Source organism: Loktanella sp. DJP18, assembly GCF_049310965.1.
Classification (GTDB): Bacteria; Pseudomonadota; Alphaproteobacteria; order Rhodobacterales; family Rhodobacteraceae; genus Loktanella.
Genome location: NZ_JBMERN010000042.1, coordinates 1 through 21,454, shown reverse-complemented (window position 1 = coordinate 21,454; position 21,454 = coordinate 1). Strand labels below are relative to the sequence as shown.

Annotated in this window: 21 protein-coding genes and 4 pseudogenes; 10 read left to right on the top strand and 15 right to left on the bottom strand. The window is 61.7% G+C overall.

Annotation, left to right across the window (positions count from 1 at the left end; all coding sequences use genetic code 11):
- Window positions 1–68: 68 nt before the first annotated feature.
- The 6 genes from ACOI1H_RS13165 to speB all read left to right on the top strand — a co-directional run bounded on the left by ACOI1H_RS13165 (window position 69) and on the right by speB (window position 5,504).
- The gene (locus ACOI1H_RS13165; protein WP_422438089.1) at window positions 69–1,124 is read left to right on the top strand and encodes an ABC transporter substrate-binding protein; all 1,056 of its coding nucleotides are present in this window, start codon (window positions 69–71) and stop codon (window positions 1,122–1,124) included.
- A gap of 65 nt (window positions 1,125–1,189) precedes the next feature.
- Window positions 1,190–2,047, top strand: coding sequence for an ABC transporter permease (locus ACOI1H_RS13160; protein ID WP_422438088.1), 858 nt, complete (start codon window positions 1,190–1,192; stop codon window positions 2,045–2,047).
- Window positions 2,047–2,817: an ABC transporter permease gene (locus ACOI1H_RS13155; protein WP_422438086.1), complete on the top strand. Its 771-nt coding sequence runs from the start codon at window positions 2,047–2,049 to the stop codon at window positions 2,815–2,817. Before ACOI1H_RS13160 ends, ACOI1H_RS13155 begins: the two co-directional genes overlap by 1 nt.
- Window positions 2,814–3,800 carry an ABC transporter ATP-binding protein gene (locus ACOI1H_RS13150; protein ID WP_422438084.1) on the top strand — a complete coding sequence of 329 codons (987 nt, stop codon included), beginning with the start codon at window positions 2,814–2,816 and terminating at the stop codon, window positions 3,798–3,800. The genes ACOI1H_RS13155 and ACOI1H_RS13150 overlap by 4 nt, the downstream gene beginning before the upstream one ends.
- Entirely contained in the window at window positions 3,797–4,525 is a 729-nt protein-coding gene (locus tag ACOI1H_RS13145; protein WP_422438082.1) for an MBL fold metallo-hydrolase, read from the top strand. The genes ACOI1H_RS13150 and ACOI1H_RS13145 overlap by 4 nt, the downstream gene beginning before the upstream one ends.
- A gap of 1 nt (window position 4,526) precedes the next feature.
- Window positions 4,527–5,504: an agmatinase gene (gene speB, locus ACOI1H_RS13140; RefSeq protein ID WP_422438081.1), complete on the top strand. Its 978-nt coding sequence runs from the start codon at window positions 4,527–4,529 to the stop codon at window positions 5,502–5,504.
- Window positions 5,505–5,603: 99 nt separating this feature from the next.
- Here the strand turns inward: speB and ACOI1H_RS13135 are convergent.
- The 4 genes and pseudogenes from ACOI1H_RS13135 to ACOI1H_RS13120 form a co-directional block, all read right to left on the bottom strand.
- Window positions 5,604–6,464 (bottom strand): annotated as a pseudogene (locus tag ACOI1H_RS13135) (IS5 family transposase).
- Window positions 6,465–6,629: 165 nt separating this feature from the next.
- Entirely contained in the window at window positions 6,630–6,962 is a 333-nt protein-coding gene (locus ACOI1H_RS13130) for a hypothetical protein (RefSeq protein ID WP_422438079.1), read from the bottom strand.
- A gap of 12 nt (window positions 6,963–6,974) precedes the next feature.
- Window positions 6,975–7,376 (bottom strand): hypothetical protein, encoded by a 402-nt coding sequence (locus tag ACOI1H_RS13125; protein WP_422438077.1) that lies wholly within the window; start codon window positions 7,374–7,376, stop codon window positions 6,975–6,977.
- Between the two features lie 117 nt (window positions 7,377–7,493).
- A complete protein-coding gene (locus ACOI1H_RS13120) occupies window positions 7,494–7,748 on the bottom strand; it encodes a hypothetical protein (RefSeq protein ID WP_422438075.1) in 255 nt (84 codons plus the stop codon).
- A gap of 205 nt (window positions 7,749–7,953) precedes the next feature.
- Between ACOI1H_RS13120 and ACOI1H_RS13115 the strand changes: the two are divergent.
- Window positions 7,954–8,222: pseudogene (locus tag ACOI1H_RS13115) on the top strand (ISNCY family transposase); the annotation flags it as partial.
- Between the two features lie 44 nt (window positions 8,223–8,266).
- On the opposite strand, the pseudogene ACOI1H_RS13110 reads toward ACOI1H_RS13115, so the two are convergent.
- A pseudogene (locus ACOI1H_RS13110) lies at window positions 8,267–8,542 on the bottom strand (ATP-binding protein); the annotation flags it as partial.
- Between the two features lie 108 nt (window positions 8,543–8,650).
- Between ACOI1H_RS13110 and ACOI1H_RS13105 the strand changes: the two are divergent.
- Window positions 8,651–8,807 (top strand): annotated as a pseudogene (locus tag ACOI1H_RS13105) (IS30 family transposase); the annotation flags it as partial.
- A 65-nt stretch (window positions 8,808–8,872) separates the two neighbouring features.
- Here ACOI1H_RS13105 and kynU read toward each other — a convergent pair.
- The 3 genes from kynU to ACOI1H_RS13090 are packed head-to-tail and all read right to left on the bottom strand — an operon-like array spanning window position 8,873 to window position 12,322.
- Complete coding sequence (kynU, locus tag ACOI1H_RS13100; protein ID WP_422438073.1) at window positions 8,873–10,066, bottom strand: kynureninase; 1,194 nt, start codon at window positions 10,064–10,066, stop codon at window positions 8,873–8,875.
- 52 nt (window positions 10,067–10,118) lie between these two features.
- Complete coding sequence (locus ACOI1H_RS13095) at window positions 10,119–11,240, bottom strand: aminotransferase class V-fold PLP-dependent enzyme (RefSeq protein WP_422438071.1); 1,122 nt, start codon at window positions 11,238–11,240, stop codon at window positions 10,119–10,121.
- Complete coding sequence (locus ACOI1H_RS13090; protein WP_422438070.1) at window positions 11,237–12,322, bottom strand: cupin; 1,086 nt, start codon at window positions 12,320–12,322, stop codon at window positions 11,237–11,239. Before ACOI1H_RS13090 ends, ACOI1H_RS13095 begins: the two co-directional genes overlap by 4 nt.
- A 74-nt stretch (window positions 12,323–12,396) precedes the next feature.
- Between ACOI1H_RS13090 and ACOI1H_RS13085 the strand changes: the two genes are divergently transcribed.
- Complete coding sequence (locus tag ACOI1H_RS13085) at window positions 12,397–13,116, top strand: SDR family NAD(P)-dependent oxidoreductase (RefSeq protein ID WP_422438068.1); 720 nt, start codon at window positions 12,397–12,399, stop codon at window positions 13,114–13,116.
- Here ACOI1H_RS13085 and ACOI1H_RS13080 read toward each other — a convergent pair.
- Window positions 13,113–13,871, bottom strand: coding sequence for an N-acyl homoserine lactonase family protein (locus ACOI1H_RS13080; protein ID WP_422438066.1), 759 nt, complete (start codon window positions 13,869–13,871; stop codon window positions 13,113–13,115). The genes ACOI1H_RS13085 and ACOI1H_RS13080 overlap by 4 nt on opposite strands.
- Before the next feature lie 9 nt (window positions 13,872–13,880).
- On the opposite strand from ACOI1H_RS13080, the gene ACOI1H_RS13075 reads away from it, so the two are divergent.
- Window positions 13,881–15,011, top strand: a complete 1,131-nt coding sequence (locus tag ACOI1H_RS13075; RefSeq protein ID WP_422438064.1) for a pyridoxal phosphate-dependent aminotransferase — start codon at window positions 13,881–13,883, stop codon at window positions 15,009–15,011.
- Between the two features lie 5 nt (window positions 15,012–15,016).
- Here ACOI1H_RS13075 and ACOI1H_RS13070 read toward each other — a convergent pair whose 3' ends face one another.
- The 6 genes from ACOI1H_RS13070 to ACOI1H_RS13045 all read right to left on the bottom strand — a co-directional run bounded on the left by ACOI1H_RS13070 (window position 15,017) and on the right by ACOI1H_RS13045 (window position 21,335).
- Window positions 15,017–16,573: an indolepyruvate oxidoreductase subunit beta family protein gene (locus ACOI1H_RS13070; RefSeq protein ID WP_422438063.1), complete on the bottom strand. Its 1,557-nt coding sequence runs from the start codon at window positions 16,571–16,573 to the stop codon at window positions 15,017–15,019.
- A 41-nt stretch (window positions 16,574–16,614) separates the two neighbouring features.
- Window positions 16,615–18,771, bottom strand: a complete 2,157-nt coding sequence (locus tag ACOI1H_RS13065) for a thiamine pyrophosphate-dependent enzyme (protein WP_422438061.1) — start codon at window positions 18,769–18,771, stop codon at window positions 16,615–16,617.
- A gap of 154 nt (window positions 18,772–18,925) precedes the next feature.
- Entirely contained in the window at window positions 18,926–19,516 is a 591-nt protein-coding gene (locus ACOI1H_RS13060) for a MarR family winged helix-turn-helix transcriptional regulator (RefSeq protein WP_422438059.1), read from the bottom strand.
- 87 nt (window positions 19,517–19,603) lie between these two features.
- Complete coding sequence (locus tag ACOI1H_RS13055; protein ID WP_422438057.1) at window positions 19,604–20,392, bottom strand: cyclase family protein; 789 nt, start codon at window positions 20,390–20,392, stop codon at window positions 19,604–19,606.
- 125 nt (window positions 20,393–20,517) lie between these two features.
- Window positions 20,518–20,916: a RidA family protein gene (locus ACOI1H_RS13050; RefSeq protein WP_422438055.1), complete on the bottom strand. Its 399-nt coding sequence runs from the start codon at window positions 20,914–20,916 to the stop codon at window positions 20,518–20,520.
- On the bottom strand, window positions 20,913–21,335 hold the full coding sequence (locus tag ACOI1H_RS13045) for an acyl-CoA thioesterase (RefSeq protein ID WP_422438053.1): 423 nt from the start codon (window positions 21,333–21,335) through the stop codon (window positions 20,913–20,915). Before ACOI1H_RS13045 ends, ACOI1H_RS13050 begins: the two co-directional genes overlap by 4 nt.
- Between the last annotated feature and the right edge of the window lie 119 nt (window positions 21,336–21,454).

Below are 21,454 nucleotides of genomic sequence, written 5' to 3'. Positions count from 1 at the left end.
ATTGACTTCAATTTAGGTCCAACACAACGATGATTGCAACAACAAGCGACAGCCAAGGGAGAGTGAAGATGAGAAAGACTGCCACGCATGCAATGGCCGCGTCCGGTGCGATGATGCTGCTGGCCGGGGCTGCGCAAGCCGAGGGCGAGATCAACGCGCTGGTCTGGTGCGATCACACCGACCCCGCGCTGTTGGAGCCGTTCGAGCAGGCGCACGACGTAAAGGTCAACGTCAAGGAATACGAAGGCACGGCCGCCGGTCTTGCTATTCTGGACCAGTCGCGCCCCGGCGACTGGGACGTCATGGTAATCGACACTGTCGACGTCGGACGCGCGGTCGATCAGGGGTTGCTGGCTGCCCTGCCCGGCGACATGGGGACCGACAGCTTCTTTCCAGATCTGGTGATGGCCGACAGCAACGGCCGGGATGGCACAATCTATGCGGTCACTGAAAAGTTTGGCTACAACACCATCGCCTATGACAAGACCAAGGTCGATCCGGCCGACATGGCAGACATGAGCACGCTGTGGTCCGACAAGTACGCCGGGCGCATCGCGGTCTATGATTATTACCTGCCCGTGCTGGGCCTGATCGGGCTGGAACAGGGCGTCGCGACCGCGGACCTGACCGCTGAGAGCGTTGAAGGTCTGCGCGACCGGGCCTACGCGCTCAAGGCGAATGCCAAACTGGTCGGCGATGTCGTGGCCAGCCAGACCGCGCTGGCGACAGGAGAGGTCGATATCCTGATCGGCGGCGGCGAATGGGTGACAGCAGCGCTGGCCGCCGAAAACCCCGCGTTGGACTGGACGGTCCCATCGCAAGGTGCCTTGCGCTGGTCCCAGTCGATCGCTGTGCTGGAGGGGTCCGAGAACAAGGACATGGCGACGGAGTTCGTCAAATATATCGTCAGCCCCGAAGGGCAGGCGCGTCTGGCGACCTCGTCCTGCTATTGGGGCATGCCCGCGAACCGCGCCGCGGGCGACGTGCTGACCGACGACCAGAAGAAAGCGCTGCGGTGGGACGATCAGGACGAGTATCTTGCCAATGCGCAGCTTTACCCGGTGCCGGATGCCGACCTCGATCTAGCGATGCAGGATCTGTGGACGGACATGCTTCAGCAGTAACCCTTGCTTGACAGGCCTTGGCGGCTGACCGCCAAGGCCACCTGCCCCCGGACCGGACCCCCTGCATGACCAGCATCGCAAGCGCCGAACGGCGCACGGCCGTTACATTCGTCGCCCCTGCCCTGCTCTGGACACTGGCCTTCTTCCTCGTGCCCTTTGCCGCGATGGTCCTGCTGAGCCTCGCGCACCTGGAAGGTCGAGAGATCGTGCAGAGCTTCGATATGGGGAACTATATCAAGATCTTCACCGACCCGTCACTGCTCAAGGGCGTCTTCGTCTCGCTCGAGATCACGATGACGGTCACCGTGATCTCTGTCCTGCTGGCCTGGCCGCTGGCTTGGATCATCGCGACCCGCGTGCCCCCGCGCTGGCAACGGTTGGCGATCATGCTGGCGGTGCTGCCGTTCTGGACGTCCTACGTCGTGCGATCCTACGCTTGGGCGCTTGTGCTGGGGCAGAACGGCGTTCTGATGCAGGGCCTGATCGGCATTGGCCTGCTGGATGCCCCGATCCAGATCATGGCGACGCGGACTGCCACGGTCATCGGCTTTGTGCATTTCTTCGTAATGTTGCTGACCCTGACGATTTACGCCAACCTGATCCAGCTGTCACCGAACTATGCCCGCGCCGCCGCCGATCTGGGGGCTAGCGGCTGGCAGACCCTGCGGCTGGTGATCCTGCCGCTGACCTTGCCCGGCATCATGACCGGGGCCTTCCTGACCTTCGTGCTGTGCATCGGCGACTACATCACGCCGCAGATCCTTGGCGGCAACAATGAGCTGTCGATGCCGCAACTGATCATGCTGCAACTGGGGCGGCGGGGAGATTTCCCAATGGCCTCTGCCCTGTCGGTCGTGCTGATGGTCCTGGTAACGCTGGCCTACGCTGCCACAGCCCGCTGGCTGAAGATGGACCGCGTCTGATGCGCGTCCTCTCATGGGCCTACCTTATCGCGATCTTCGCCTTCATCTTTTTGCCCGTCGTGGTGCTGGTGGTGTTTTCCTTTCAATCAGGTCGGTTGCCTGTGCCGCCCTTCGACGGGCCGTCGTTGAAGTGGTATGCGCAGGTGTTGGGGGACGGCGATCTGATGGCGGCGCTGCGCAATTCGCTGTTCGTGGCGCTGGTGTCGTCCACCGTCGCGCTGTCGTTGGGATTTCTGGCGGCGCAGGGGTTGGCGCGCGTGCATCTGCCCGGATCGGTCGTCATGCGCGGTGTCCTGATCGCGCCGATGACAGTCAGTTACCTGATCATCGCGCTTGGCCTGCTCAGCCTGTTCAACACCATCGGCGTCCGCCCGTCCCTGTGGGCCACGGGCATCGGCCATGTCGTCATCAACCAGCCCCTGTGCTTTGCGATCCTGTTCGCCGCGATGGGCGACCATCAGAAAACCGCCGAACGCGCCGCCCGCGATCTGGGTGCGTCCGAATGGCAGGTCGTCACGCTGGTCACAGCACCGATGCTGAAACCCGCCCTGTTGGCTGCATTCTTCCTGTCCGTCACCTTCAGCTGGGACGAATTCATCATCGCCTTTCTGCTGACCCGCTTTGACGTGACCCTGCCGGTCGAGATCTGGTCGATGCTGCGATCCGGCCTGTCGCCCGCGACCAATGCGATCGGGTCGCTGGTGTTCCTTGTGTCCGTGGCGATCCTGATCATCCTTGAACTGACCGTTTTCAGAAAGCCGAAGCCATGACCGCCGACGTCGCCCTGTCCGCCATCAGCCAGACCTTTGGCACCTTCCGCGCCCTGGACGGGATCGACCTGTCGTTCGCTGCGAGCGAATTCGTCGTGTTGCTGGGGCCGTCGGGCTGCGGCAAGTCCACGCTGCTGTCGATCCTTGGCGGGTTCCTGACCCCGACCAGCGGCACCGTCCTGATCGGCGGCCGCGACATGGACGGCGTGGCCCCCCGACATCGTCCCACGACGACGATGTTTCAGGACTACGCCCTGTTTCCCCACATGACCCTGCGCGACAACGTGGGTTTTGGGCTGCGGATGAAGGGGATGGGCCGTGCCGCCCGCCACGCCAAGGCCGACGACATGCTCGACCTCGTCGGCCTGCGCGACAAGGCGGCGCGCAAGCCGCACGAACTGTCCGGCGGGCAGCGCCAGCGCGTGGCCTTGGCCCGCGCGTTAGCCGTCGATCCCGACGTTCTGCTGCTGGACGAACCCCTTGGCGCGCTGGACCTGAAACTGCGCCGCCAGATGCAGGACGAGCTGAAGGCGATCCAGCGCAAGGTCGGCACTACCTTCGTCCACGTGACCCATGATCAGGAGGAAGCGATGGCAATTGCCGACCGCATCGTCGTGATGAACCACGGAAAGGTCGAGGATTTCGGCACGCCGGAGGAAATCTATATGCACCCCAAGACCCTGTTCACGGCGAATTTCATGGGTGACATGAACTGCATTCCCGCCGGTCTGATCGCGACCGACACCAACGCAATCCACGGCGTCCGACCGGAAAACGTCGGCCTGGCCGGCGACGTCTCCCTCGGCCCCGCGCGGCTGGAAAGCACGGCCTTCTTCGGAACTTACCATCGCTGCCACTTTCGCAGCGAGGATGACCGCAAGACCTTCTATGTTGCACACCTGCAGTTGGGTGACTTGCCGCCCGTGGACACCACGGTGCCTCTGTTCGCGTCCCGCATCGTCGCCTTGAAGGAGTCCGCATGAACCGGGCCCATCCAAAGGACTGGTACCGCGTCAGAACACTCTCGGACGGGGTGACTTGGATCGACGAGCCGCACATCAAGGAGTTCTTTCGCTGCAACGTCTGGCACATCCGTGGCCGCGACCGGGACATGCTGGTCGACAGCGGTATGGGAGTGCTGTCCTTGCGCAAATGGGTGCCGCTGGTCACCGAACGCCCTCTGGATGCCGTCGCTAGCCACACCCATTTCGACCACGTCGGCACGCACCACGAATTCCCCTGCCGCCTGTGCCACGCCGCAGAGGCGGACATTCTCGCCAACCCCACCCGCGCCAATACCTTTGCCAACGCCTACGTCACCGACGACATCTTCACAACCCTGCCGCCCGCACCGTATCAATCAACCACTTACACCGTGAAATCCGCCCCCGCGACGCGCATCCTGCAGGACCACGACGTCATCGACCTCGGCGACCGCAGCTTCGAGGTGATCCATACCCCCGGCCACAGCCCGGGCGGCATCGCCCTTTGGGAACAGGCGACCGGGCTTCTCGTTTCCGGCGACATCGTCTATGACGGCCCCCTGATCGAAAGCGACGACCCGCAGGATCAGGCCGATTACGTCGCCAGCATGAAACGCCTGCTGGACCTGCCCGTGCAGACCGTTCATGGCGGGCATTTTCCGTCCTACGGAGGCGATCGCCACCGCCAAATCATCACCGACTGGCTGCGCGCCAAAGGAGCCTGATATGACCGACTTTAACCAGCCGCTTGGCGGCAACACGATGCCCCGCTTTGGCGGTCCCGCCACGATGATGCGCCTGCCCACACAAGACAGCGCTGCTGGGCTGGATGCCTGCTTCGTCGGCGTGCCGATGGACATCGGGACCTCGAACCGCCCGGGCACGCGCCTTGGTCCGCGCCAGATTCGCGACGAAAGCCGGATGCTGCGCCCTTACAACATGGCAACCGGGGCCGCCCCCTTCGACAGCCTGCAGGTCGCCGACATCGGTGACGTGCCGATCAACACCTTCGACCTCAAGAAATCCGTCCAGATCATCGAGGATCACTACCACCGGATCCTGACCCATGACGTGATCCCATTGACCCTCGGCGGCGATCACACGCTGTCCTGGCCGATCCTGAAGGCGATCAAGGCAAAGCACGGCCCCGTCGCCCTGATCCATGTCGACGCTCACGCCGACACGAACGAGGCCATGTTCGGTGAAGAGATAGCACACGGCTGCCCTTTCCGCCGCGCGCACGAGGATGGCTGCCTGATCGACGACAGGGTTTTCCAGATCGGCCTGCGCGGCACCGGCTATGCGCCTGCGGACTTCAACTGGGGTCGCGACAAGGGCTGGAAGGTGATCCCGGCAGAGTCCTGCTGGCACAAGTCACTGACTCCCCTAATGACACAAATCCGGCAGATGATCGGCGACACTCCGGTCTATCTGACCTTCGATATCGACAGTCTGGACCCCGCCTATGCCCCCGGCACCGGCACTGCCGAAATCGGCGGCCTGACGATCCAACAGGGGATGGAGATCGTGCGCGGTTGCGCAGGGTTGAACGTAGTCGGTGCCGACCTTGTCGAGGTGTCGCCGCCGTATGATCTGGCTGGCAACACGGCCGTGGCGGGCGCGGGTCTGCTGTTTGAAATGTTGTGCGTCTTGCCTGGCGTTCAGCGTCACGACGCCCAACCACGATCTGACATATTATTTTAGGATAGGCTGGGCGTTGTTGCGCAGCTACCGGCTGAGGCATGGTGGCCTCTTTCCCCGTCAGCGTCAGGACACGCGAATGATGTCGGCCGTTTCGAGGGGCTAGAAGCGGTTCATCAATGCGATGCGGATCTGGATTTCGGCCATCTGGCGGTCGGGGTCTCTTGCCGCGATGCGTTCACCAAATGCCTTGAGGCACCGCGTCTTTGCCTCGATTCGGCGTCCGACGTGGTATCTCGTCCACCGTTTCCAGAGTACTCTGCCGTAGTGCCGGGTAGCACGCAGGAATCCATGTCGCGCGATCGCGGCGGGGCAGCCCTCTTTCCAGGGCCGGCCGTTCTTGCGGATCGGAATGATTGGAGCGGTCCGCCGGTCGATGATAGCGGTCGGGAGGTGGCGCGTGTCACAGGTGCCCTCGGCGGTCACTGTGCCGATGTCTTCGCCCTCTGGAATCTGATCGAGCAATTCCGGTAGCATGGGGCTGTCACCGTAGCTACTGGGCGTGAATTCCACCGCCCGAATGTCCGGAATGGCGGTGTCCACGGCCAGACGCACCTTGCGCCATTGGCGTCGGCCCTGAACATCGTGCTCCTACCTTTCGCCATCGCCGAGAACCTTGATCCCGGTGCTGTCCACCAGCAGGTTCAGAGGGCCATCGGCACACTGGTAGGGGATGTGGACGGCCAGTGTCTTCTGATGCCGACACACGGTGTCGAGGTCGGGCACCGGCCAGTCCAGGTCCGCCATCTTGAGCAAGCTGGCCACCATCCCGGTCGTTTGCCGGAGCGACAGCTTGAACGGGACCTTGATGGTCAGACAGAACTGGATCGCCGCATCTGAGAACACCGCAGGGCGACAGGGATTGCCGTCATGCGGTGCGAGCGAGGTCATGTCCTTGTCCAACCAGACCAGAAGCGACCCGCGCTTGCAAAGCGACGCGGTCTAGCTGAACCAGTTCGCCATGCGGTACCGGGCGGGCGATGGCTAGCCCTTGCTGACCGTCTTAACGTAGGGATCCGCAATGTTAATTCTCCGAGGTCAGAGTTGTGCAACAACGCCGATCACACCATTCAGCGAAGGCGACCCCGGGGCTGACAGAGGCCAGTATGGCAAGGATCGAAAGCTGTTTCATCGGTCGATGGTCCCTTCCCTCACCGCCTGACCGTGAACGGCAAGCTGGGCCGCGAAGCGGGGGGCGTCGTAGGTCGATTGGATCGCGGCCACGCGCTGTTCGTAGGCATCGGAGCCTATCACGCGGCGCAGATCGCTTTCGTGGAAAGCACGGTTAGCGAAGGGTGCTGGCCGCGCCATAAGCTGAACCGGATCGGTGCAGACTGCGGCTGGCGGCGCGGCTGGCGGCGATACCTTTGGCATATGCTGGAATGTGGGCTTGGCCTTGGGGACAATGGCCACCAACCACAACAGGGGCGCTATGGTCCGGTCATTGCGGGCGTTGAGCATGTGAAACCCTTTCTAAAGAAATTGCGTGTCCATGCGTTCCGCCTCGGTGCCTTTCTTGGCATCTTCGATGATCGCTGAGAACGGCGTTTGATAGACTGACCCTGCCCGTCCAAAATCTGAATGATTGAGATCTGCAAGAAGTGTCACACGTCGATGACGATCAAACAGGATTGGAGTGTGGCCGTGGGATTGATCATCATGAGCGAACGCAAACTGAACCGCATTGATGCGCTGAGCCAGGCGACATGTGGTATCATGACGACTGTGACCGCTGCCAACGTGCTGGGACTGAGCCGACGACACGTCCACAGGCCGCTGAAGGATTTTTAGAGCGAAGGTCCTAGTGCCATCCGGCACAAGGAGTGTGGTCGCAAGTCCAACAATTGGATCGACCCTGCGGTCGGTGTTTGTCAAACGGGTTGTCCGCCGATTTCATGCGGCGTCTCTGATTTCAGAGGCGCTGATTTCGGTTTTGGGGTTGAGCCAGACGGCTGCGGTTGGTCGCCAGTTGCGGGTTTTGCCTGACCAGCGTTACGGGCTTTGCGCCCGTGCATTTGCATAGACAGTGGTGCGATTTGCCGGCGTAGCACGATCATGGCCAGCGTCGCGCGTGTCTGGCGTGACGAAGCGGATGGCGCTTTGTAGGTGCTCGCCTTTATACCATGTCGCGAAGGATTTCACCCAAGCTTGGGCGTCAGTTTTGGTGGCAAAACCCTTCGTCGGCCAGTCTGGACGGTGTTTGCAGGTTCGGAACAGGGCCTCGGAGAAGGGGTTGTCGTTGATCACGCGCGGGCGGCTGTAGCCCGCCGGATCAGGGTGACCGCCAGCTCTGCACTCTCGCGCTCATGGACTTCCCAGCCGGCGGCAGCATCCGCTTCAGCACAGCCGCCTTACGTTGCGGTGAATATCCCAAGTCATTGTCCTATCCCGCCCACCTGTAAAATAGTGGAAAGTAGAGCGGCGGACAACTACGCTGACACAGTGGGAGGAGCGTGAGTTCGCAGTGGCGTTGGTTAGAGCGAAGTTCAGCGATTTTGGGCCCACATTCGCTGCCGAGAAGCTGGCAGAAGACCAAGATCTGAAGGTCTCGCGTGAGACGCTGCGCAAATGGATACAGGACGCCGGGATCTGGCTGTCACGCAAGCAGCGCCGCTCGTTCCATCAGCCGCAGCTCCGCCGAGAATGTCTAGGGTAGTTGATCCAAATCGACAGGTCTGATCATCATTTTTCGAGGATCGCGGGCCGGCCTGCAGCCTGTTGGCCACCAGTTCTATCGCACCGGTGAAGAGCACCGTGTAGCCGGCGACGATTGCCGCCCGGCCGAGCGCCACTGCCAGCTGCGTCTTGCTAACGCCGGGAGGCCCCAGCAACAAGAGGGCATCGCCGTTGGCGATGAAGCGCCCCCTCGCAAGGTCGCGGATCTGCGCACGATTGACCGAGGGTTGGGCGGTAAAGTCGAAGCCTGTGATGTCCCGCACAAATGGAAACTTCGCCAACCCGAAGCTCATGTCGATCCGGCGTTGGTCTTTACGGGCGATCTGGCGCTCGCACAGAAAGGCCAGCGCATCGCGCAGGTTCATCTCCCCCCGCACGACCTAGTCCAGCAGGCTGTCCGGTTAGTCCCTTATCGCCGTCAGATTCAGCCGCGTGAGCATCCGATCAAGATCATCCCGCGCATGCATGTCCATTACCTGCCTCGTTCGACCTATCCAACGGCGCTGAAAATCGATAATTGAGATCGATTTGCAGCCGCCTCAATGCCACGCCGCGCAATGCCTGGGCTATCGGACACCGGCTGAAGTCTTTGAAATGAACCTTATGGAAATCCAAAACCGGGAAGAGTAAAACGCAGTAACGGAACTTTGAACTTCGCCGAGAGATCACACCGAGTGTTTGGCGTGTCTGCCTTCCTAGGTGACGGCTCCGCGCGCCTGATATTTCTCATCGCGCCATGCCTCGGTCGAAAGTATCTCTGCCATGATGTCGACCGCCGCTGTGATGTCTGCCGCGTCCAGATAAAGCGGTGTGACCCCAAAGCGCATGATGTCAGGGGCGCGAAAATCCCCGATGACGCCACGGTCAATGAGCGCCTGCATCGCGGCATAGCCATCCTTGAATCTGAACGAGACGTGAGAGCCCCGCCGTTGTGTGTCGCGCGGGCTTGCGAGAGTGAGTTGCGGGCAACGCGCTTCTACCTCTGCGATCAATTGCTCCATCAGCGCGATCGAGGCAGTGCGTACATCCGACAGCGTAACACCGTCCCAGACCGAGAGGGCTTTTTCCAACGCTGACATCTGGATGACGGGCGGCGTGCCAACGCGCATCCGCTCCACCCCGCCGGCGGGCTGGTAATCGATATCGAACGCAAAAGGGGAGTTGTGGCCCATCCAGCCCTGCAACGCGGGTCGTGCCTTTTCTGCCAGATCGGGGTGAACATAGATGAAAGCCGGCGCGCCGGGCCCCCCGTTCAGATACTTGTAGGTACAACCGACCGCAAATTCGCAGCCGGACCCTGCCAGATCGACCGGAAAAGCACCGGCGCTATGGGCCAGATCCCAAATCATGACCGATCCCGCTGCCTGTGCTGCGCGCGTGATTTCGGCCATCTCGTGCCGTCGCCCGGTGCGATAATCGACTTCGGTCAGCAAGACAGCCGCAATGTCGTCACCCATCGACTCTGCCACCTCTTCCGGTGCGACGATGCGCAGGCGATGTCCCTGATCGACCAGATCCAGCAGGCCCTGTGCCATGTAGACGTCGGTCGGAAAGTTGCCACTGTCGGTCAGGACAACCTTGCGGCCCGGTTTCATCTGCAAGGCCGCCGCCAAGGCCTGAAAAACTTTGATCGACAGGGTATCGCCCGCCATCACAGACCCTGCCGGCGCCCCGATCAAGCGACCGATCATGTCGCCGACGCGGCCGGGTTGGGTGAACCAACCTGCGTTGTTCCATCCTCTGATCAGCATCTGCCCCCATTCATCGACAACCATACGTCCGACGTATTCCGAAACCGATGTCGGCAACGGCCCCAAAGAGTTCCCGTCCAGATAGATGACGCCCTCGGGAAGCTCGAACAAATGTTTGCGCGTTACGTGTCCGGTCATGTCAGAAGCCTTTAAGTTACAGAAAGGAAGGGCGAATCTTGCAAGTGCGCCGTCACAGAAGATCGCGCAAGCTGGACATCAGTCTGTTCACGTCACTGGTCGTCGTCGTGGCCCCGGGGGACAGGCGCAGAACCGCACCGCGTGCATCCGCATAGACGTTTGCGGCGCGGAGCCCGGCCACGACCGCGCGCGGGTCGCAGTCGCTTGGCAGACGCAGCATGACGCTGCCCCCGCGGCGGGCGCGCTCCGGCGGCGTGGCGGCGGTCAGCCCCAATGCTCTTGAACCATCGAGAATGACGTCACCCAGACCTTGCGCATGATTGAGAAGCACCGCACAGCCCTGCCCGGCCTGCCAGCGCAGTCCGGGAAGAGAAGCGACGGCTGCCAGTGGTGCCGGGGTTCCCGCATCGAACCTACGGGCATCATCCGCGTACTGGAAACCTTCCAGATCCCACGAGAATGGGTCCGGCTGGCTAAACCAGCCCCGCAATTCCGGCGCGCAGGCTTGCAACAGGTCTGTCGCCACTTGCAGGATCCCCGCTCCGGGCGCGCCACATAGCCATTTCAGTGATGTAGAGATGACAATGTCGGCAGACAAGGTTGTCAGAGAGACCGGAACGACCCCGATCCCCTGCGTCAGATCAAGGACCACAAGGCTCCCGCATCCGTGGATCGCCGGCAGTAATATGTCCAGATCGGCGCGGTATCCGGCGGTCGATGTGACAAGCGTGACCAGTGTAAGGGCCACGTCCGGTCCCAGTCGAGACATCAGATCATCCTCCCGCACCCAGTTTTCACCGGCCCTCAAAGGTACGGTTTCCAGCGTGAAACCGCGACGCTGCGCAAGGCCGGCAAGCAGGAAATGCAGGCTGGGAAAGCAGTCGGCAGACACCAGTACACGCCTGCCGGTCAGCATTTCGGGCGGCAGGGCGCCAAGGACCGTGTAAAGACCAGCGGTCACAGACTCGGTCGTGGTCAGCGTGCCAGCAGGCGCGTCGATCAGGTCCTGCCACAGGCTGATGAATGCTGACCTCGCAGCCAACACCTGCGGCCATTGAGAGTCGTCGCCCGCCCCCCAGATCCGGGCAAACTCTGCCGTGGCCGCTGTCATGTCGGCAGCCTTGCCCGGATATTGACCGATGGAATGATTCAGGAAATAGGCAAAGTCGCTCATGTCAGCACCGTGGCAAATGTGCCCGGCAAACAGACTTCGAGAAGCTGAAGGTCGTCGGTTGGATCAGCGTAACGCGTCGCATGGCCCGGCGGCACGACAAAGGCATCGCCCGGCGCCAACCGGTAGGGATCACGACCCTCGCCCTCAAGGGTCATGCCGCCTTCCATGACGAAGGTAAAGAGGATGGGGGCATCGTGGATGGCCCAGACCGGATCGCCTTGTGCACGCCTGATAACGGAGACGCCCGCCATGTCGGCGGTATTGTCCGCGATGGCCGTATCGCGGGCGGTGTAGCCCGGCAGGCGGAACGTCACCCATGTCGCGTCTTCGGCGCGATGATGAACAAAGTGCTGGCCCTGAAACGTGCGGTTCGGGTTGGCAGGGCCGTTGGGCAGGGTCATCACGTGATCGATTGTCGTGACGTGCTCTGCCGGCACGCCGACCTCGATCACTTCGATGTTGTCAGAAGCATAAAGCACGCGGTGCCGGATCTGCGGGGGCTGGATCACACAACTGCCTGCATGCAGGCGGAACGGTTTGCCCTGATCCTCGTAGACCAGATCGACCCAGCCGCGGTAACAGAAGATAAGCTGAAACCCGACCGTGTGGTAATGCACCGTGTCCGGCACCGGGCCACCGTCGGGAATGCGGATGTGGCTGGCGATGATCGAACCACCGAGCCGGTCCGGGATCAGGTCCCGGTAGTGCATGCCCGCGCGTCCCACGATCCAAGGTGCCTTATCGGCCAGACGCCGGACGATGAAAGAGCTGACCGGCTCTGGCATAAGTAGCGGCGGATGCATATCATCGATTTCAATCCGCGTCCCGTTGGGCGCGGTCAGCACCCGCGCACCATGGGCGAATTCGTCGGGATTTTCCATCCGCAACCGCAGGGTGCCGGCAGCTTCGCATGCCCCCTTTTCAATACGCAGGCGCAGTCCATGACCCGAAAAGACAGCGACCGAAGGGTCGTCCGCAGGAAAGATCATATCAAGGCGCATGCCGAGCGTCTTGGTGAAAAACGGGATGTCGTCGCGCAGTTCTTGGGTCGGCAAGCGGATTTCGCCTTGAATCTCGCGCATGCCCTTGCCTCTCATCATATGCAAATGCAAGTTAATCCACAGGATGGAAAACCACAAGCATCGGAGGATCGGCAATGGATCGAAGAGTGGCGGTGACAGGCGCTGCAGGGGGGTTGGGTCGTGCCATTGTCGCACGGTTGATCGACGACGGCCTGACCGTGGCAGCACTTGACCGGGATGCGGACGGGCTGGCGGAACTGGTCGACCTGCACGGAGATGCGGTGCAGTGCCATACCATCGATCTGATGCAACCCACCGCGATCAGAGAGACCTTTGCCGCCATCGGCGGGTTGGACGGGCTTGTGAACAATGCCGGCACCTGCTTCATGTCCGCGTTTCCGGACATCCCCGACCAAGAACTTGAAGCGCAGATGCAGTTAAACTTCAACGCAGCCTTTCATTGCTGTCAGGCCGCCGTGCCGCTGATGGCGGGGCGCGACGGCGTGCGCAAGATTGTCAACATTTCGTCGAACGGTGCTTACAACTTCGACGTCTTTGATCCGCCTCACTACCGCGCGTCCAAGGCCGCTTTGGACACGCTGACCAAGGATCTGGCGCGTCGCTATGCCCGTGACAGGATCGCGGTCAATTCCATCGCCCCCGCCATGACGGAAACCCCGCTGTTCAATGTCGTCAGCGCAGAGGTGCTGGCCGCAGCGATCGCGCAGATGCCCCACGGACGCCCCATGCAACCATCAGAAATCGCCGCCTGGGTAGGGTTTCTGATGTCACAGGCTGGCGACATCTGCAGCGGCAACGTCATCATCCTGAACCAGGGGCGCGATGTCCGCTAATCGTAGAAGGCGGGCGACTTGCGCAGGGTAGGCCATTGATCGGGACCGTGACCGTAGATGACGAAGGCGTCCCGCTGCTGCGCGATCTGCATCAATCGCGCGGCGCTGGCGATGGCCTGTTCCGGGCGCCACGCGGTATCGAAGGCCTCGTCCATCTCGGAGGGGCGAGAGATCGCGTCGGACGCCAAAAGAACCGGTCCGGTTTGCGGCAGCTCCAGCAGGAACGCGATTTGCCCTGGAGCGTGGCCCGGCACATGAAACAGTTCGAACCCCGGCCCGATGCGGGCATCGTCCACCACCGTGACATATTGCCGATCCGGCCAGTCCCACGGCTGCCCACCACTCCAATACAGCGGTTTGGGCAAGGCGCGTTCAGTCGCCGAGATCAGCAACGGCGCCTGTACAAAATCGAACAACCCACCCAGATGGTCGATGTGAGTGTGTGTCAGGATGAACAGGTCGATATCCTTGGGACTGACACCCGCAAGGGCCAGTTGTGCAGCCGGCATGTTGTCGGTGGTGATCGACAGGACCGCGCCGAAGATGCCAAGGTTGTCCTCTTCGGTCGCCCGGTGGGGATCATCCGCGTATTTGGCAGGAAATCCGCTGTCGATCAGGACGTGTTCGCCGGCGTTAGTCGTGATCAGAAAGCCGCAAATCCCAATGTCGCGCGGCCCGGCGTGCACCCGGAATGATCCAAAATTCAGAACGGTCAGACGGGCTGGCCGTCCCTTGAGCAGAGCAATATCCATCATGGGGAAAACATGCCGATGAAAGTCCAGATTCACAAGCTCTTCGATTACCTCCTCGAGACGACCGCCCAGACCCCCGAGGCCATCGTCGGGTTCTCGCTTTCGACCTCGCCGCAGCTGGGCGATTTTCTGGGCGACCTCGACCCCAATCTCTCTCTGGACTGGAACCAGCGTTCCTTCCGGGGTCTGCCAGCCTTGCGCGACCACATTCTGACACAGGCCGGCCTGACCGGCATCTGTTCGGCCGACGACGTTCTGGTCACCGCCGGTGCGGCCGAGGCAAATTACCTTGTGCTGCGCCAGCTTTTGCAGCCCGGTGACCGGCTGGTGACCGACACGCCTGGCTGGCCGCAGGCGGCCGTTCTGGGCCGCGCCCAGCAGGCCGACGTCGTCGCTGTTCCAAGGGACGAGGCGGACGATTGGCGCCTGCCGCTGGACCGCTTGCGGGATGCTGTGACACCGGGCACGAAACTCGTATTCCTCACCAATCCGAACAATCCGACGGGCCGCATGATGGACGCGAGCGCGTTGGTCGAGGCGGTCGACATTGCCCGCGCCGCCGGTGCTTGGCTGTTGGTGGATGAGGTCTATGCCGGTCTGGAATGGGAAGGTCCGCGCGCGCCGTCGGTGGCAGGTCTTTACGAGCGCGGCATCACCACCGGCAGTGTGTCAAAGGCACTGGGGCTTCAGGGGTTGCGCACGGGATGGCTGATCTGCCGGGATCCATCACTCGTGATGGACGCCCTGATTCTGCGCGAAAATTCAAGTGAGATCATGAACATCATGGGAGAAGTCATCGCGGAAATTGCGCTGCGTCCCACCCGCCTTGCCTCTGCCCTTGCCACAGCACGCGCAGAGGGTCAGGCCGGATTGGCCCGGATGGACGCGTTCGTTCGCGCGACACCGGGCCTGACGTGGATCCGGCCCCAAGCCGGTCTGATCGGTCTGGCGCATTTACCCGATGGGCTGGACGGAGAAGTCTTTGCCCGCGCCCTGCTGGCCCCGCCCTATCGCACGTTTCTATTGCCGGGGGCTGCTTATGATCTGCCACATCATATCCGGCTTGGTGTCGGCGGTGGGGCCGATACGCAGCTTCAACTGGGCCTCGACCGACTGGCGGCCTGTCTGAAAGACATGACCTGACCCGCCTAGGCGCCGCCTTGCCTGGCAAAGGACCGGATCGTGGCGAGCGCACCGTCGAGGGCATCCCCCTTGGCATCTGCAAGCGCCGCTGCGATCAGGCGGGCCGTCCAGTCAGCGGCGTCATCGCGTCCTGACACCAGTTTTGCACCCGCCATGACCCGCGCGAATTTGCTCATACCGCGGCTGTGGGTATCGCTGTATCCTTTGATCAGGCGGCGGATCTTCAACGTCTCGACCGCGTGGCGATAGTCGGTTGGCAGGCGCGCGCTTGCAGTCGCAATCCAGTCGTCGATATGCGCCATTTCCCTTTCATGCCGCAACAGACTGCGTCGCCAACGCCGCAAACCACCTACAGCATACAAGAGCAGAAACGACGGCAGGCGGTCGGTCCGCGTCCGGCGCCCCCGGTTGACGATACGGTCCAGTCCGCGCACCACCCGGGGTCGCGCCTCGACCCAAAGGCCCAGACAGCGGGGCATGACGCTGATGGCCTCGGCAGCCCCTGGATGCAGGTATTCGGTCACATGGACCAGCGTTGCGTCGGTTGACTGCATTTCCTGTGCGATCCGCTGCATGCGGCCTTTGCGGGTCTTGAGATCCGCAACCCTCAACAGATCATCGTAGGTCATTGCGTTCGCCAGATACTTGGCCGCCGTCGACGCGAAGGCAAACTCATGGTCTGATCCGCTGGCGGCCCGGTCCTGCTGCAAAAGTGAATCGAGCCGATTCAGGTAATCCGCGGCGTAGGCGATATCCTGATAATCCAAGAGCTTGCGCAGACCCAGATGGGCAACTTCTGCAACCGGCGCTGGGTATGCCGCCAGGCGAAGTGTCAAGTCATTCCACGCCGCGACCTGTGTCGCGGGTCCATCTGCGGTATCAGGCACGTCGGGGTGGGCGACGATCGGTTTTGACAAATCCGGTAAAGGTGTTCGCGCGGCATTATCGGACGTCGCCGCCGCGGCTGCGCAGGCGCAATCAAAAGCGCGAAGCGATGCCGCAACCCCGCGCCCGGCGGCGCGAATGGTATCGCGGTAGCTGTCGTCGGGAAAGGGCAAGGCGCGTGATCCCGCCAGCGCGCCGAAGAGGCTTGCCGAGATGACGGAACCTGCTTCCTGCGCCATTTCTTCCATATCAAAGACAATGATGCGCGCTGCACTTTCGCTGGCCGCCCGATGCACGGCATCGCTATCGGCCAGCCCTGTGCCCGGCACGATCTTTTCGGACACGGAAAGTGCCCTGTGCGAGGATGCGATCAGCGTCGTCCGGTCCGGCGTAACAAAGCCGCGCATGATGGCGCGGCCCGCCTCCATCATCTCGGCGGCGATCAGGATGTCGACGTCGCCTTCAGAGGGGGCCAGCGCCAGCACAGGCAGTCGGTCGGACGCCGGAAGCATCTCGACATAATAGATGGTGGCCCCGGTGCGCTGTGCGACGCCCGCAACCGAGGTTGCTTGAACCGCATAGCCATTGCGTTCGGCCAGATCGACGATCCAGGCGGTCAATACGCCACCGCCCTGCCCGCCGACCGCCATGATCGCCAGTTTGACAATCTGATCCAACGCCGCCTCGGGGGAACGACCAGATGGGAGCGCAACCTTGGTCATTCCACCGCGCCGACCGACAGGTGCTGGACCGCACGGCGGTCCTGCAACCAGCCTATGATACCGGCCTGCCACCGTGCAATCCGCGCCTCCAGCACCGTTGGGTTGTGAATCAGATCGGCCTGATAGAACGACGGGCACAGCACCGCCGCGTCGGCGACCTCTCCGCAATTTCCGCAACCAACGCAGGTCTGGTCAATATATGCCACCGGGTCGTGGCGCAGCGGATCGTCAGGCATCTTCAGCGTCAGCGATGGACAACCCGAGAGCCGCATGCAGGCGTGATCGCCGGTGCAGATGTCCGCGTCCACACCGAACTTTGGTCGCGCGACCCGGCGCCCGTCCCGGATCGCTTTTGCAAGTATCGGCTTTTCCCGGCGCTGTTTGTTCAGCATGCATTCAGAGGACGCGACGATCACCTTCGGCCCGACGTGGCCTGTCGTCAACGCTTCTTTCAAGACCTTGCGCATCCGCCCGACATCGTAGGTATGGTCCACCCGACGTATCCAGCCCACACCGACCCCCTTGAGTGCGCGAGTGATCGGATTGCCGGTCTGCTTCGTCGGATTTGTGGCCCGCGACGACAAGATGTCCTGCCCCCCGGTCGCGGCAGAATAATGATTGTCCACGATAATCGTCACGCCGTCCGATTTGTTAAATACGGCGTTGCCGATGGAAGACGACAACCCGTTGTGCCAAAATCCTCCGTCCCCCATGATTGAGATCGGACGCCGTTCCCCACCGCCGTCGAACGCCGCGTTCGACGCCGGGCCCAGCCCATACCCCATGGTGGTCCCGCCGATCTCGAACGGAGGCATGATCGAGAAAAGATGACACCCGATGTCTGCCGCGATCTGATGCGGGCCAAGCTCCTCCTCGACCAGCTTCATTGCGGCAAAGATCGGGCGTTCGGGGCAACCTGTGCAAAAGCCGGGGGGACGCCCCGGCACCACCTGCGAAAGGTCCGGCACCGGTTCCGGCCGGTTCGGGGCGCGGGCCCGGTCAGGCAAGATGTCGGCGGCGTGCTGTTGCAGAAAACCTTCGATTCCGTCCAGCATGACACGCCCAGTGTATTCCCCGGCCAAGGGCAGGATGTCCTTGCCCGCGACTTTTATCGCATGGCCCGCCTTGTGCAGCAGCGCGCGCAAGGCCTGTTCGATATAAGCGGGCTGGCCCTCTTCGACGATGAGAATGGCATCTTTTCCCTCGCAGAATTCCAGAAATTCGTCGTCCACAAGAGGATAGGTCACGTTGAGGCAATACAGCGAGACTGCGCTGTCGCCATAGACGTCGGCCAGCCCCAGTCGCTGCAGCGCACGGATCACGCCGTTGTACATACCACCCTGCAAGACAATACCCACGCGGGGGCTGCCCTTGTCCTGCGCCGGGCCGAAGACTTCGTTCAGATGTTGCGACTTGATGTATTCAACAGCGGCCGGCCAGCGGACATTGATCTTTTCATGTTCATGCTGAAAGGACGCGGGCGGCAGGACGATCCGTCTGGTATCGCGCCGCGGATGGGACAATGCATCCCGGACGGTCAGCGGCGGGCGCTGGTTGTCGCGCGCGACAAAGCTCCCGTGGACGTGGCAACAGCGGATGCGGACCTGCAGCATGACGGGCGTGTTGGATGCCTCTGACAACGCAAAGCCGTGCCGCACCGCATCCGTGATCGACGGCAGGTTGGGACGCGGGTCAAGCAGCCAGATCTGCGACTTCATCGCAAAGGCATGTGACCGCTCCTGCATGATAGAGGAGCCTTCGCCGTAGTCTTCGCCCACGATGATCAATGCGCCGCCGGTCACACCACCAGAGGCAAGATTGGCCAAGGCATCCGACGCGACATTCGTGCCCACGGTCGATTTGAACGTGACAGCCCCACGGATCGGATAGTGCACGGATGCGGCCAACATGGCGGCGGCGGCGGCCTCTGACGCATTGGCCTCGAACCGGACCCCCAACTCGGCCATCAAATCCTCTGCGTCGGCCAGAACGTCCATCAGGTGGCTGATCGGTGCCCCCTGATAGCCGCCGACATAGCCGACGCCGCATTCCATAAGCGCCTTTGTGATCGCAAGAATGCCCTCGCCCCGAAAGACCTCGCCGGACCCGATGCGCAACTGCTCGACTTCGCTCTTGAACGATCGTTCAGCCATTCAGGATCACCCCTCAACGCCATATATCCATTTGCATATAGCTTGGCGAAGAAGGTCACCCCGCGCCAGTCAAAAATGGTGCGAACACACAGGTTTCCAGTGACCGCGCAGGGATCGTCTCATCAATGCGCGGAACAGCATCGGCATTGCCCGTTCAGATATCGTGCAGCCGGACGTTATTCAGGATTTTCTGCAATGTGGACACGAACGCAGCACGTTCAGCGTCCGGAATGTCTGTGAACATGTCTTCGGAACGGGCATACATCGCAGGCCACGCTGCATCAAATTCCGCACGGCCGGAGTCGGTCAAATATATCTCGCGCACGCGGGCATCGCTGTCGCGGGCCTGCCTGCGAACAAGCCCGGCCTGTTCCATTGCCTCGAGCGTGCGGGACATGGTCGATTGTTCCGTCACCGCATAAACCGACAATTCGTTGATCGTGAGGCCCGGCACCACGGTAAGAATGGCAAGCGTCCGCATTTTCGGCGTTGTCAGGTTCTGCGTGCGCAAAGTGGCCTGAACGTTGGCGTTGTAACGCCCCATGATCCGGTTCATCAGATACGGCGCATACTGCGAAAGACCGATTTCGCCCAGGGTCTGCGCCGGGCGTGCGATTGTATTTGAATCGGTTTGATCTTTGGCCATGGCAAGACTGTAGTCCTGTTTGCGATCCGAAATCCAGACCTCCAGACCTTTCACGCCCAGGGTTATGTTGCCGCAGCGATGCAGGACGCGCTGCTTCATCGCTGCGCGCGGTCCCTGCGCTGCAAGAAGGCGCGGCACAGGGTCAGCCAATTTCACCCTTGAACGCGCATCCCGCCCCGACCGCGATCACCCCGCGACAAGGGCCATGGCGCGTATCGGACTGCCGGTGCCGCGCGCAATCTTGAGGGGCGCTGCGATAAGAACTGCCCCTTTGGCGGGCAGCTTGTCAAGATTGGCCAGCGATGCGAGGCCAAAGCAGTTGTCGCGATGCAGAAAATTATGCGCTGGAAAAGATGGCGTCATGCCACCCGCCTGCCCAGCATCCGTACCGATGCACTGGGTGCCCCAGCCGACAATCTTTTTTGACAGCAGATACTCCACACACGCGGGCGTCGGACCAGGGGAATGCGGACCTGCGTCGTCGGCGTTCAGAAATGCTGCCTCGTCCCCGGCACGTTTGTCCCAGTCGGTCCGCATGACGACCCATTCACCGGCACCGATCTCTCCATGCTTGGCTTCCCATGCCTCCACATGGTCGGGTGTCAGCAGAAAATCGACGTCGGCAGCACTTTCGGCTGAAAAGTCGAGGACGTTGACGGGGGCGACCACGCGCTGCAGGTCAAGCGTGTCGGTATAGCCTTCTTCATAATCCTTGCCGGTGATCCAGTGATGGGGCGCATCAAAGTGCGTGCCGGAATGTTCGCCAAGGACCATCCAGTTCCACGCAAAGAAGGGGCCGTCCTTGTCGTATTCGCTGATCTTGTGAATTTCGACGCGCGGCGTGTTCTTTGCAAAGTCCGGCGGTAGTTGCAGGATAGGCGTATCGGGCCCCAGCGATCCCGACAGATCGACCACCCGGATCTCTCCCGATATCAGCTTCACGGCCAGATCTTTCATCACTTCAGTCGCCGGCATGTGCAGTCTCCCCGTTTTTCCCTAGATCCTGATCGAAACCCTAGCCAAAAAATATGCAGGTGCATATACTAAAAACAAACGATGGCGGAGGTCACTGCAAAAGCAGGGAAAGGTGATGCGGTCGCTTAACGGGACAGGACGGCGGTCGCCTCGATTTCGATCCGGGCCTCGTCCTCGACCAAAGCCGACACGACGACCATCGTCATGGCCGGAAAATGGTAGCCCATCACATCGCGATATGCGGCACCGACCTGTTTCTGGTGGGCCAGATATTCCTGCTTGTCCGTCACAAACCATGTCAGACGCACGATGTCCGCGACATCACCGCCCGCAGCCCGGACGATCGCCCGGATATTCAGCAGCGCCTGCTGCATCTGACCGATGAAGTCCTTGGCCACGAACACCTGATCCGGCGTCCAGCCAATCTGGCCACCAACGAACAGGACACGCCCGTCGCCGATCATGCCATTGGCATAACCCTTTGCCGGTTTCCAGCCTTCGGGGTGAACTGTAATCGTGGTCATGGGTCTGTCCCCTCGTGATAGGTCTGCAGGGCGGCGCGGCGCACCTCGGGCCACTGGGTCGAGGTCATCGCGGCCAGGTTGACCAGCACCAGCGTCCCGGTCACGGACAGGCGGCGTTCTGCATCGCAAACCGCAGAAAGAGTAAAATCCGCGCTTGCACCGCCGATCCGCGAAAACGACAATTTCCAATCCAGCGTGTCGCCCAGACGGGACGGTGCATGAAATTCGGCCGCGATGCGCCCCGTGGGCACACCGACCTTGTCGATCGTGTGCATGTCCCGGAACGACCACCCAAGGGCAGTGTCGAAGAAGGTCTCGACCACCGCGTTCATCATTTCGAAATAGCGGGGATAGAATACAATGCCCGCCGGATCGCAATGCTGGAACATCACGGAATTCTGGTGTCGGAACGCCGTCATGCCCTTGTCCAATCCTTCCGCAACGGGTTGCTGATCTGCGTGCGTGGAACCGGACGCGGCGCGACATATCACGCCGCATCATTCGGTAATGGGCCCAAAACTTCAAGCCTAAAGTTTTA